The 12,982-nt window shown below is 57.3% G+C and carries 7 protein-coding genes and 1 pseudogene; 6 read left to right on the forward strand and 2 right to left on the reverse strand.

What is annotated here, in order from left to right:
- Positions 1-243: transposase (locus tag IVB50_RS42040; protein ID WP_247296352.1), on the forward strand; the 243-nt coding region annotated here is incomplete at its 5' end.
- 423 nt (positions 244-666) lie between these two features.
- Here IVB50_RS42040 and IVB50_RS42045 read toward each other — a convergent pair.
- Positions 667-6,234, reverse strand: a complete 5,568-nt coding sequence (locus tag IVB50_RS42045) for a trifunctional serine/threonine-protein kinase/ATP-binding protein/sensor histidine kinase (protein WP_247300666.1) — start codon at positions 6,232-6,234, stop codon at positions 667-669.
- Positions 6,235-6,741: 507 nt separating this feature from the next.
- Complete coding sequence (locus IVB50_RS42050) at positions 6,742-7,074, reverse strand: hypothetical protein (RefSeq protein ID WP_247300668.1); 333 nt, start codon at positions 7,072-7,074, stop codon at positions 6,742-6,744.
- Between the two features lie 1,320 nt (positions 7,075-8,394).
- On the opposite strand from IVB50_RS42050, the gene IVB50_RS42055 reads away from it, so the two are divergent.
- The 5 genes and pseudogenes from IVB50_RS42055 (at position 8,395) to IVB50_RS42075 (ending at position 12,979) form a co-directional block, all read left to right on the forward strand.
- Positions 8,395-9,024: a response regulator transcription factor gene (locus IVB50_RS42055; protein ID WP_051112989.1), complete on the forward strand. Its 630-nt coding sequence runs from the start codon at positions 8,395-8,397 to the stop codon at positions 9,022-9,024.
- 49 nt (positions 9,025-9,073) lie between these two features.
- Complete coding sequence (locus tag IVB50_RS42060) at positions 9,074-9,502, forward strand: response regulator (protein ID WP_051112988.1); 429 nt, start codon at positions 9,074-9,076, stop codon at positions 9,500-9,502.
- Positions 9,503-10,707: 1,205 nt separating this feature from the next.
- Entirely contained in the window at positions 10,708-11,970 is a 1,263-nt protein-coding gene (gene ectB, locus IVB50_RS42065) for a diaminobutyrate--2-oxoglutarate transaminase (protein WP_247300670.1), read from the forward strand.
- Between the two features lie 586 nt (positions 11,971-12,556).
- Positions 12,557-12,787: pseudogene (locus IVB50_RS42070) on the forward strand (transposase); the annotation flags it as partial.
- A gap of 3 nt (positions 12,788-12,790) precedes the next feature.
- The gene (locus tag IVB50_RS42075) at positions 12,791-12,979 is read left to right on the forward strand and encodes a hypothetical protein (protein WP_247296968.1); all 189 of its coding nucleotides are present in this window, start codon (positions 12,791-12,793) and stop codon (positions 12,977-12,979) included.
- Positions 12,980-12,982 lie beyond the last annotated feature (3 nt).

A 12,982-nucleotide genomic window follows, 5' to 3' on the forward strand; every position in this document is an offset into this window, starting at 1 on the left:
GATGGCGACGGCTTTCGCGCCGAAATCGTCAATCGCGGCGCGAAACCCGTCATTCCAAACAAATCCAACCGGGTGACCCTCCACAGCTTCAGCAAGCGCCTCTATAAAGGGCGCAATGTTATCGAGCGCTGTTTCTGCCGGCTCAAGGATTTCAGGCGTGTTGCTACTCGCTACGACAAACTTGCCAGAAACTTCTTGGCCGCCGTCCACCTCGCCGCTCTCGTCGCTTATTGGATCAATTGAGTCTGAACCCTAGTACGGAATGTTGCGATGGGCCGAACTGATCACCCACACTGAAGATCTGCACTGCCACAGGCGACGGTTGCATGCATTAAGTTAAATCATGTCGCCCTCCCGACTCAAACAAAAGATGCTTTGGAGGGCGATTGCCGTCATTCTCTCGAACACTGCGTGTGCAGCTTTCGTCTGATTCCGCTTGACGCCCTGCAAGCCTCTGAGACTTGCAGGAAGCCCTCAAAGCGTCTTGAATCCGACGTTACGGTCAGATTGCAGATCTTCTGACAATTCGCGACAATCTGCGCACGCTCCAACACTCCCCGATGGGCAGTAAGAAACGCGAATGTCTCAAATCCTCGAGGTCTCGCCGTTGCTTCTGTCACGATGATCGGGGCTCCCGGAGCGCCCTGCTCGATGTCGAATTCGAGCCTAAGACGTTGAAGAGACCTGTTCCGACCGATCCACGCCCTCCGGCGCAACCGGCATGCTGAACTGAAAGACGGCCCCGCGAGGATCATTGGCGCCCGCCCACATCCGGCCTCCGTGCGCCTCAATAATAGAATGGCAAATGGCCAGCCCCATGCCCATGCCTTCGGACTTGGTGGTGTAAAACGCATCGAACACGCGGTCAGCGCAGTTCGGATCGAGTCCTGGACCCGTATCCCGAAAAGTGACCACTACGTTATTCGAGTCATCTGTCCGCGCACTGATCAGTAACTCGCGATCACTTTCGTTGATCTCGCTCATGGCCTCGATGGCGTTCGTGATCAAATTGAGAATCACCTGCCGCACCTGGACGCGATCTGCCCGGACGAGCGGCAACGCCTCAGTCCGTCGCGTTTGCACCCATACATCATTTTTCGCAAGTTCCGCGCGAACTAGGCCCAGCACCTCTAAAATCAATTCGTCAATTGCGAGAAGCTCCGTTTGCATAGGAGCCTTATTCATAAGAGCGCGGATCCGGCGGATCACGTTCCCTGCTCGCATACTGTCACGGACAATCAACCCGAAGGTCTGCCGAACTTCTTCCAGATTTGGGGGTTGAGCACCGAGCCAATTTAGCCCCGCCCCCGCATTACTCCGGATCGCGGCAATCGGCTGGTTGACCTCATGGGCGATTGAGGCGGCCAGCTGTCCCATTGTCGTGATCCGATTGGCGTGTGCCAGCCCCATCAGAGTCTCGCGATACCGTCGTTCGCTTTCACGGGCTTCCGCTTCCGCTCTCTTTCGCTCTGTCAGGTCGAGGACGAAGCCAACACCTTGGTCGTCTCGCGCATCGAATACGGCGACGCCAACTAGCACCGGCACGCGGCTGCCATCCTTGCGGACATACTCTTTCTCGAACTGCTGAACCGCTCCGGTCCTTTTTGCTTCTGTTCGCGCATTCAGTGTACGCTCGTGCCATTCTGGCGGTGTCAGGTCGAGACCGTTCACTCGCCCCGCGACGAGATCCTCTCGGTCGTATCCAACCATCGTGAGAAAGCTTTGATTTGCTTCGATGATCTCGCCTCCTTCGCGAATGATGAATATTCCAATGATGTTAGCGTCAAGTAAGCGCCGGATTTTCGACTCCCGTTGCTGAACTTCGCTGTACAAGCGGCTGTTTTCCAGCGCTGTTGCAGCTTGGGACGCAAGCATTTTCAGCACCGAGTTGCGGGCAGCCGAGAATATGCGCGCGGCGAGATTATTCTCCAGATAAAGTACGCCGATCAGCTTGCCCTGCGTGATCAGTGGCAGGCAAAGAATAGAACGCGCTTTGCGCTCGCGGATATACGGATCTTCCGCAAATGAAGGCTCGGCGACAGCATCTTCGAGAATGACGTTTTCGCGGACACGCAGGACGAAATGCAGCACGGACTCGGGAAGAGCCATCGGCGTTACGGGCTGTTCATTCACCTTTACAAGCAGCGCATCCGCTACCGTTGTGGCTTCCGCCTCGATCCGTGGCTCGCCTCCATGTAGCAGAATCAACAAACCTCGTTCGGCGCCGGCCTGCTCAATGGCAGTCCGCATAAGCGTGTCGATTAGCTTTTGAAGAACAATCTCGCCGGAAATCGCCTGCGACACTTTTGTTACCGTCGCGAGATCAAGATGCTCAACCGGAGCTCCGATCCTCAGGCCATTCACGGCAGGAGCGGTCTCCTCATGGCTGAGGTGGGGATTCTGCTCGTCGAGCTGACGCACTTTGCCATCTGCCCCCCAACGAAGGTAGCCGCGCCGGGCGTCCTGCAGGTAAACCCGGGATATTCTGTCAAAACCACGCGCAGCATAAAAGCGCGCTGCAAGCTCGCAAGCGATTGCCTCGTGGTGGGCGAAACCGTTACGTGCTGCGGTCTGGATTGCGTGTTCATACAGTCGCATTGCGTGTGCATCCCGGTATTCGAGCCTTGCAATTTCAGCGCCGACCAGGGCAGTCCGATTCTCAAAATTTTCGGGGCAATTCGTCGCCCATATCTGCAGCTGTCTGTAATGGGCATCAATGATAAGCCAATGTTGCTGTTGTTCGCTTTCGCCTAGCTTGTCGCAGTAACATGAGTGAGACAGCGCACCAAAGAAGTGAAACTCCGCGATCAAGGGCTCTGTCGGCATAGTCCATAATTTGGGCTCCGCCTTGGAGCGAGCATCAACAGCCGCAGCATAATCGCCGGCTAGAAATCGCGCCTGAAGTTTGCGGATCCAGTAGACGGTTTCACTAGGTGACAGCTCCAGACTCCGAGCCAACGATCGCTCGACCTCTAGCTCGTCAAACTGTTGGTCATCCAAGCAACCGAATGAGCGCGTGAGGCCGCGCATGCTTCTAATGATTGCGAGCTGAGCGGCTACGGTATCAGCAGCAAACTGAACCTTTCTATCCCGTATCGTAGCAAAGCTTTTCTCTATCTCGTTCTGCACCTCTTTCAGGGGATCTCCGGCCATCATCATATTTGAGGTTAGATGAAGCAAGCTGTACGCCTCGTAGATGACATCGCCGCTGCTGACCGCAGCTGCGAGCGCTCGCCGAATCAAAACTCGGCCACCTCTTAGGGGCTTCGTCCACGGGATCACGTTGCACCCGAAGGCCAAATAGACGGGAGCCCGAAAGCGGGAGAACTCACCGCGATCAACCAGGTCGCAAGCAAGACGACCAAATTTGTCAGCTGCTTGGTAGTCGCCGAAGCGCCCGGCCAAGATTCGGCCCAGCCATGCGTAATGGGCGCAAGAAGCATCGGTGTTGCCGTATTCGAGGCTGATGGTGACAGCTCTGCAGATGACCAAAGCGGATAAATTGGCGTCCGTGAAACCTGCGGGCGGAAGAATGCGCGTCAAGACGGCAAGCGTGGCAAGCATGGTCTGATCTGTCATCGCAGGCAACCTAGAAAGATCCTCGATTGCCTCGGGCAGCTGTGACCACATCCGCTGATATTCGGTTGATGTTTCCTGGTCCGTCGGATGCTGCGACCACTCGATCCCGACGTCGTGAAGATATTCGAGCCCTGTGAGCACTGCCCGCCCGTGCTGGCCGAGCGCCAAGTAAAGATCGACCCGCAAGCATGCGACCGTTGCTCGCTGGGGCGCGTTCAAGGCGCGCTTCGACAGTACCGACAGGAGGCTTTCTGCAATGTCCAGCTGGCCTACCAAGAATTCGCATTCAGCCCGGCTTGTCTCCAGTGCAAACGCGAGTTCGTGGCGCCTTCCCCAAGAGTGCTCCGCGAGCAGCGCAGCACCGACGGTGAAATATGTGAGTGCCGAGGCGTAGGCAGCCGACGCCCTGGCACGCTGCCCTGCGACGAAATTCAGCTCTGCGAGCTGCTCACGCTCATGACCGGAGGCAATTAGCGCGACGCCTCGATTGAGTTGGCTGACGATGTCGAAGATAGCCTCTTCGCGTTTGTGCGCAGGAACGTGTGCCGCCAGCAACCGACCGATCCGCAGATGGGCAGGAGCGCGCGAGGATTCCGGCACCAGGAAGTAGGCCGCCTCTTGAACGCGATCATGGAGGAAGCGGTAGGCTGTTCCGTGGCGCGCGATGAGTTCCTGCCGGATCGCCGGCCACAGGGTCGCATGCACCTTCTCCTGCGAAATTTCGAGCACGATCGCAAGCTCCGCCGACCCGGCGATGTTGCCGAAACAGGCCAGCTGTTGCAGCGCGTCCTGCGTTGCCTCAGGCAGGCGGATGAGCTTGCCGAGCATCAGATCCACGACATTCTTGGTGTACGCTTTTGCGTGAATACGCTCGAGATCCCACCGCCAGCGCGCCGACTCGTGATCGAACGTCAATAGCTGCTCTTCGGCCAGTTCAGAAAGGAATTGAATGGCGAAGAACGGATTACCCATCGTCTTCTGATGCACCAACTTTGCAAGCGGGGCAGCGCGTTTTAGTCCGCAGCGAAGGGTATCCGCGACTAACTGCGCGACATCGTCCGCAGTGAGCGGCGAGAGCGTGATCTCCTCGAAATTTACGTCGGCTCTCCTGAAGGAGTCGAGCTTGCGTTTGAGTGGATGGCCTGCATCAAGTTCGTTGCTGCGGTAAGCTCCAATCAGCAGCAGGTGGAGATCCGACTGCGTCAGGAGATCCTCGATCAAGTCGAGCGTTGCGGCATCATGCCACTGCAAATCGTCGAGGAAGAGCACCAAAGGATGGGTTCGCCGCGCGAACACGCCAATGAAGCGGCGAAGCACCAGCTGGAAACGCATTTGCGCTTGCCGGGCTGGAAGCTGAGCAACTGCGGGCTGCTCGCCAATGATCAGGCTCAGATCGGGGATCAATTCGACCATCAGTCGTCCATTCGTGCCGAGCGCCTCCAGGAGCGCTTGCCGCCAGGTGGCGAGTTCGCCCTCACTTTTGCTGAGAAGAGGACGGACAAGACTCTGAAACGTCTGCACTAGCGTCACATAAGGAACGTCGCGCTTCAGTTGGTCGAATTTGCCTGATACCAACTGCCCGCGCGAGGGCACCAGTGCTTTGTGTAGCTCCTGGACGAGCGAAGACTTACCGACACCGGAATAACCGGCGACGAGCACCAACTTCGGCGCGCCGCTCTTCACCGCGCGATCGAAAGAGGCAAGCAAAACCTCGATCTGAAGGGCTCTGCCATAGAGCTTCTCGGGGATGAGCAGCCGATCAGGTGTGTCGTCTGTGCCGAGCTCAAACGGGTCGATGCGACCGTGGTTGGCCCATGCTGCGAGACAGTGTTGCAGATCGTGCTCAAGGCCAGCGGCAGTCTGGTAGCGTTCCTCGGCGGTTTTCGCGAGGAGTTTCATCACAATCTGAGATATCGGCTCCGGGAGGTTTTGCGACTTCTCGACGGGCGGTGTTGCTTTTCTTGCAATATGACAATGGATCCACTCCGAGGGATCTGAGCCCGTGAACGGCAGCGCGCCCGTCAGCATCTGGTAGAATGTCACGCCAAGTGAATAGAGATCACTGCGACAATCGACCGAGCGATTCATTCGTCCGGTCTGTTCGGGCGCCATGTAGGGCAGCGAGCCGGCGATGAACTCGGCAGGCTCAGGCGGCACGCGCTCGCGGGAAAGACGGGAAGCCAGACCAAACCCAGTGAGTCGCACCTGTTCGTCAGGACAATTGACCAGAATGTGAGCGGGTTTCAGCTCCTTGTGGACCAAGCCGTGCCGGTGAAGCTTGCCCACGGCCCTCGCGATACCAACAGCGAGGCGCAGGAAGCGCTTGGGCTCCATACGGATCCCGAGTAAATTTAGCAGTGGCTCGCCGCATGGATCCTCCAGGACCAGCATAGTCCGACCGGCTTCCCGGATGAGTTCCAACGGCCGCACCGCCCATCCCTCGCCTAGCTCCTCCCTCAGCTCGTACTCATGGGCGAGGCGGTCGAGCGTCGCTGGGTGTTCCGCGATGGGCCGCACGACAAGCACGACAGCCCTGCTGCCGTGGATTTGCCGGTGCCACCCACGGCAGAACGCGCGATCACCGTCCTCCCACAGGAGCTGGATGTCACTGTCGATGCTTGAGCCGAACAGAGTTCGGCTGAGGTCCCGCGGCATTTGCCCGCCCGATCAATAAGGACTGAGCCGGAAGCTGACACATATCGGGCGAGCTTGTGAAGAGACTTCGCCAAGGGGCCGGAGTACCGATTAAGGCCGCCAAAGAGTGGACGGCGGCACGCCGAGATGCGACTTACACACCGAATACGTGGCCCAAGCGTGTCGATCCAGCCCAATCCTGCGCGCCGGCCGAGCCTGCACAGAATCGGCGGTGGCGCTCTCGCTAGCGCAGTGTGTCGGCGAAGGATTGTATTCGATGGAGTGGGCTCGTGGCCCGTTACCCGACCATGGCGCACTGCCCGACGTGCAGCAGGGCCCGGATCGCTGCTTCCGTTCTAAGACCCGAGGAGAAGCAAGATGCTCGCTCGAGTCGCTGAGCATAAACGCCGCAAGGGCGCTCAGGCTAGAAATCCCGGCGACACGAGCGGTGCTGTTTTCGAGATCGACGTTCACTCCTGGCTCCATTGTTGGAATGCGCCATGCAGTCATCGACTCTGAACCACAGCATCAAGGGCAGATCTGAAAGCCAGTGTGAGCGAAACCGCGCCCATAACTATTCTCTTCATTCCCCCAATGATGGAGCAACTGACCCGCGACAAAGGCACCCCTGATGCTCACCGAACGCCCGTATAGGCCCTCGCTGATCGGAATGCCGCTCGCTGCCGTTCGCCGCAGGGCAATTGCCGGCCGTTGCGAAGCCGATGACCGAGAGAGTTCTCGCTGCTTGAACCGCTGTTCAAGCAAGGCGTAGGCTACCCCAAAACCGGTGAAGAGAATTGGAATTAGAATAAAGTACAGCGGAACGCCTTCTTTGCCAATTCGATAGATCTGCGCCGGCATCGTACAAACTGACGCTACGAATGACCAAGCCCCCCTTCCTGGCCGGCACGAAGTAGCGGGGAGTCACGACCTACTCTGCCTTGCTGAGCGAGCCTCAGCTTTGCCACGCTGGTTGCTTCATTGGAGGCAGCATCACCACGGATGTACTGGCGATGTGGGGCGAACCCGACGCACTTTCTTCTCGACGGAGTGCGTCGGCTCGCCTTTAATGCTTCTGCCTGGCCCTGGGCCCTTAGCGGATCGATGAGCTACTGGCAGGTCTAACAACACCTTCAGGTTGGCCCCTCGGGGCGCGTTTTGTCCTTCCTATGTAGGTCAAGAGCGAACCTTCAAGGTGCCGGGCACGGACCTCTGATGTCCGCAAATTCTGGTGGAAGAATGATTCTTTCGCTGGATCAGCGGTTGTTTGGCTGGTGCAGGAGAGCAAATGCAACTGCCTTTTGGCGAACCGGTCCGCAGCTGGACACCGAATGGAGTGTGTCCCGCCTCTCCTTCAGATTACGCCGCCTCATGTTGGGGTGCGAGCCTCGTGAAGTAAGCAACGCCACGAACGCACGTGAGCGCCCCTGCAGCAGCTCGAATTCGAGCATCTTTCCTACAAACATGACGGAAAGGACTTGAATCGCACCTTGCGTCAGGTTGTACGAAATCGGTACCAGGTGCTTTCCTCACACAGAGCAACTCACAGGCGCTCCGACGACGGAAAATAAGAGTTCATGTTGCTGATGCCGCTGCTACTCGCTCTGATGTCTATTTTCCTTAGCATGGGTGCGATAGTCTACTCCGCTTGCCGATCTCAACGCCGGCGGGATCGGCGCATGCACAGGCACAATCGGGCCGATTCGCTCAGCTCGCGCCCCCGCGTGCAACTACCAAGGCGACGGGCATTCTGATCGTTCAGCCGCATAATGAGCCGTCCGCTGCAGTCTCACTCGCCAAGGCCAGGCGACACGCGCCGCCGCTAAAGCGAGCGCCTCAAGTTCTGGATTCGGTGCTTCTCGATCGGCTGCTGATCGTTTGATCGGCGCCTTGGGAGCCAATCCAACGCGACGGCGGACAGACCCCAAAGGCAGTTCTCGACCAGTCGGGCGGTTTTTGCTACACTTTCCTGTCTGCGTCACGCTGGCGCGAATGGCTGACCGGTCACATACCTTGAAAATTTCAAAGATTTGCACTGCGCGAACGTCCTCAAAAGCCTATGCGATCAATCGAAGGTGGTCGTGAGGCAATAAGTCTACTGTAAATCGTATAAGTGAGGCTCTTATCGTGACCAAGCGCTCTGAACCCCGGAAGGAAGCCCCAAATGTCGTCGGGCCTGAGGTGAGGCCGAGCGTCTTCGTCGTCGACGATGACCTCTCAATGCGCGAATCGCTGGTCAACCTATTTCGTTCGATCGGTCTAGATGTCGTTGCTTACGGATCCGCCCGGGAAATGCTCCAGAGCGAGCTCCCTGATGTTCCTAGCTGCCTTGTGCTTGACATCAGGCTGCCTGGATTGAGCGGCCTTGAGCTCCAGAATGAGTTAGCCAAACAGAAGATTCACATTCCCATCATTTTCATCACCGCTCATGGCGATATTCCGATGACCGTCAAAGCCATGAAGAGTGGAGCAATCGATTTTCTCAGCAAGCCGTTTCGCGATCAGGAACTACTCGATGGCGTAGTCGCAGCTATCGAACAGGATCGGAAGAGACGAGGTGTAGACAAGGTGGTCAGCAGGCTCCAGTCCTTGTTTGAGGCCCTAAGTCCACGAGAGCAGGATGTGTTGAAACTGGTCGCCGCCGGGCTATTGAACAAACAGGTAGCCGCGGAACTCGGGCTCGCCGAGATTACAGTCAAAATCTATCGCGGCCACGTGATGAAGAAGATGGGAGCTCGATCGCTAGCCGATTTGATCAGGATGGCTGAGAGGCTGGGAATTGGGACTGAGCGTTTCACGGTACAAACCTAAGTATGATTTTACAATTTCGTCGTACACGCGCACCCTTCTGCTGGCCGTCATGCGTCGGCCAGCGCCTTCGCCCAACCAAGAACAGGTCGTCTTGTCTAGGTATTCAACTGTTTCCGTTATTGACGACGATCCTGCGATTCGTGCCGCACTGAACAATCTTTTGAAATCGCAGGGCCACATCGTTCATACGTTTGCATCGGCTGAGGAATTTTTGCGGTCGTCTCAATTGAACCACACGTCCTGTGTCATTGCAGACGTGCAGATGCCCATGATGAGCGGCTTTGAACTTTTGGAAAAGATGCGAGCCCAGGGCCACGCTGCACCGTTCATCTTGATGACTGCCTTCGCAGATGATCGCACGCGAGCTCGCGCGTTGAGCGCGGGCGTAGCCGGTTTTTTTGCCAAGCCGTTTGCTGACCTGGAGTTGAGCGCCTGCCTCGATGCAGCGCTTCGCGAGCAGGGTGGAACGAACGCGTGAAAGATGGGGAAGCAGTCTGGACCAAGCGCACTCGCGCGGCGCTTACGATGTCGATCAATGCGCGACTGCCCGTGCTTACCGCGTGCCAGTGGACCATCGCCTTTCTTGCCGCATTCCTGTCGTTGTTGTTGCACTTTCGGCATCTGGTTGAAGCACTTGCAACGTCGGGCTCCTGACAAGGCGCCTTTGGTATGATCGCGCAATCAGAGGAGGCGAGGCCCTCATCGGTTTAACGAGCGCCCTACCTTCACTCCTAAGATCCTTGCTGAGCTTAGCGCGAAGTGCCACGGCAGCGGCTTGCCGGCAGGACGTCGTTAGAACAAAGAATTCACCTGAAACTTGTGCCACCGCTCCAGACAAATCTGGCACCGAGTTTGCGGGAGCAGGACGGGACGATCGCGTCCAAAATCCCGCAGTCTGTCGAGGCGATCGCTTCGGAATTCACAGGAAACCCAAAGGCCGCATTTTCGATGTTGAGCTTTCGAAGGATCGAGCGGTGTACGCCAAACTCGCCAATTTGCGTTCGCTCCCAGCAACCCTTTGGCGGGCCGAAGCACCCGAACCTAGGCAATCGGGTTGCAGGGCAACACAAATGCCACTGGTCGAAGCAATTTCAAGCCACGCCTTTGCTGCCGAACGCATCCACGCCACCACTCTCCGCGCCGATCCCGGCCAAACGCAAGGCCCAAAGCGGCGGCTCTGGACGAGCGATAAGCCCGCGCACCGGGCCAGATCCGCGGCGGCCCTGTCCCTTCTACTCGCCGGGACCCTGAGCGTGAGCATCCAACACACGCCTCCGGCTGGCGGGCTCCGCGGTCGCCGGGAGCGCATCGGCCCTCTGGTCGCGATGAACTTTCTCGGCCCACATACTTCCCCGGCTTCCAAGCTAACCGCGCTGTATGCGCAAATTCTTCGATCGCGCGCGACTAAGCAAACCTGCCCGCGAAAGACGACTTAGCCTGGGCCCTCGCTGGATGGGGACGAAACTACTAGACATAGTAGCTTTGTTCCGCCTGGTTCCTCGGGTAAGCCGTTGGAGCTGATTTTCAGACGCCCTACGCAGAGCCCAAAGGACGACGAGAGGCGCCGGAACCGTGCGCTCATGATCCGCCAATCCTGTACAATGTTGGCCGCGCGCTTGTTCGTCGGGCAGATTTTCTTGTCGAGGAGACGACGACATGGTTGGAGGACACGAGCCGCACAGAATGAAGACAGTCGAAATGCTAGAGTCTAACGTGCGCTCGTACTCACGTTCCTTTCCTGCTGTGTTCAGCAGGGCGCGCGGCTCGATTATGTTCGCAGAGGATGGCCGAAAGGTCATTGACTTTCTGTCCGGCGCTGGAGCGCTAAATTATGGCCACAACAATCAGGAGATCAAAGCGGCAATCAGCGAGTATCTGGACTCGGACGGCGTCGTCCACGGCTTGGACATGGCCACTCCAGCTAAGGTCGAATTTATGGAGACCTTTAGCTCTGTCATTCTTCGTGAACGGGATCTTTCCTACCGCTTTCAATTTACAGGGCCTACGGGAGCTAACGCTGTTGAAGCAGCTCTAAAGCTCTCGCGTAAGATCACAGGACGCCACAACGTCATTTCTTTCACGAATGGATATCACGGTCAAAGCTTGGGAGCCATAGCCGCGAGCGGTAACCGCTTTTACCGCAAAGCCAGCAGCATTCCCTTATCCGGCACAACGTTCATGCCCTATGATGGGTATCTTGGCTCCGCTCACAGTCCGGCGGATTACGTGCGAAAGGTATTAATGGATGAGAGCAGTGGCACTGATCTTCCAGCCGCCATTCTCGTCGAAACCGTGCAAGGAGAGGGAGGCATTAACGTCGCCGGTAAGGAATGGTTGCAGTCAATTGAGGCTTTGGCAAAAGAGGTCGGAGCTATTTTCATAGTTGACGATATCCAAATGGGCTGTGGCCGTACAGGCGAGTTCTTCAGTTTCGAGTTCGCCGCGTTGTCGCCAGACATTGTTGTAATGTCGAAATCGCTGAGTGGGTACGGTTTGCCACTATCGATGCTCCTGATCAAAGAAGCGATTGACGGATGGGAACCAGGCGAGCACACGGGGACGTTTCGAGGAAACAACCTTGCACTCGTTTCTGGCAAAGCGGCTTTGAATCTGTATTGGCGCAACCAGACGCTCTCGCAACAGGTCCGACGCTTGGGCGCATTTATGCGGCGTAGACTCGATGCTATCGCGCACCAGCACGGAAACAAGTTTGCTGTTCGTGGACGGGGCTTGGTATGTGGATTCGATTGCAAAACGACCGAAATCGCAGAGGCAACGTCACATAGAGCTTTTAAAAAGGGATTGATTATCGAGCGATGCGGACCGACCGATCAGGTTGTCAAGTTCTTGCCTGCACTTACGATCGATCAAGAAACGTTGGGACAAGGCCTAGATATATTTGAGGAGTCATTGACCGAAACATTGAATTCAGCCCGAGCAAGCTAAACTTGTAGGCACACGAGAGAAACTGTTGCTACCGACAGCATCGCCGCACAAGTCACTGGCGTGAGCCCTTGCTTGCCGCCGAAATGGTCAGGAGTTTTGAAGCGATGATCATGAAGGTGACGTCTGAAGGCCAAGGCTATTCGAGATCGGCCGAGTCGGCTTATCCGCGGAGAGCGCCTGCTGCCCTCCTCGGTCCACAACGTGAGTGCGAGCAGCACCTTTGACCATAGAACCTCGCCCTCGCGAGCGACTCTGGTCTGGGTGGCTTATTTAAGTTTTCCAGTCTGAGGTCGGCCGAAGGTCAGCTCGTTGTGCGGAATGGAGTCCAATGTTGTGTATGGCTTCTTGGTGGCCAGATGCCAGCCGCACGAGCGCGGACTTTGTTAGGACCGTAGATTGAGCAGCAGCGATCCAGCCCGAGCCGTTTACAGCATAGGCGCAGCAGCAATCATCCCGCGGCCGGCTTTGCGACGAAAGCCGTCAAGGAACGCGCGGTGGGGATGTCCGTAAGCGCGAAGCCGATACCCTTGCTTCAGAATTCGAATGAACGTGCGAAAGAAGCCTCCGGCTTGGACGGAGGTTTCGGATGGGATTGGACAGCAAAAAGGACGTCCATTTGGACGGCTCAACGAGGGGATCGGTGAGCCGGCTGGAGGTTCTTGAAGGACCATCGGGGCGCCGCGTACGTTCGGAAGCTGAGAGAGCTCGGATCGTCGCCGAGAGTCTGTTACCCGGTGCCCAGGTGTCCGAGGTGGCGCGCAAGCACGGAGCGACGCGCTGGCAAATCTACGATTGGCGGCGGCGGTTTCGACAGCGAGGCATGTTGCCGCCGCGCGAGGTATCGCAGCCGACATTCGCGCCGCTAGTCGTGGAAGGTGCGTTGGAGGAGCGTCAGGTTCCGGCGATCAAGCTTGAGATCGCGATCGGCGATGTCGTGCTGCGGACGGACACAGCCATAGATGGCGAGCAGCTGTCCCGTGTGATCCGCGCGATGCGAGCGTCACGATGATCG

The sequence above is a fragment of the Bradyrhizobium sp. 87 genome (assembly GCF_023073015.1).
Classification (GTDB): Bacteria; Pseudomonadota; Alphaproteobacteria; order Rhizobiales; family Xanthobacteraceae; genus Bradyrhizobium; species Bradyrhizobium canariense_D.

Bases quoted from the DNA above. Each gene is read 5' to 3' on its own strand.
- IVB50_RS42045 (WP_247300666.1), bottom strand. From the start codon at position 6,234: ATGCCGCGGGACCTCAGCCGAACTCTGTTCGGCTCAAGCATCGACAGT.
- IVB50_RS42050 (WP_247300668.1), bottom strand. From the start codon at position 7,074: ATGCCGGCGCAGATCTATCGAATTGGCAAAGAAGGCGTTCCGCTGTAC.
- IVB50_RS42060 (WP_051112988.1), top strand. From the start codon at position 9,074: ATGCGTCGGCCAGCGCCTTCGCCCAACCAAGAACAGGTCGTCTTGTCT.
- ectB (WP_247300670.1), top strand. From the start codon at position 10,708: ATGAAGACAGTCGAAATGCTAGAGTCTAACGTGCGCTCGTACTCACGT.
- IVB50_RS42075 (WP_247296968.1), top strand. From the start codon at position 12,791: ATGTTGCCGCCGCGCGAGGTATCGCAGCCGACATTCGCGCCGCTAGTC.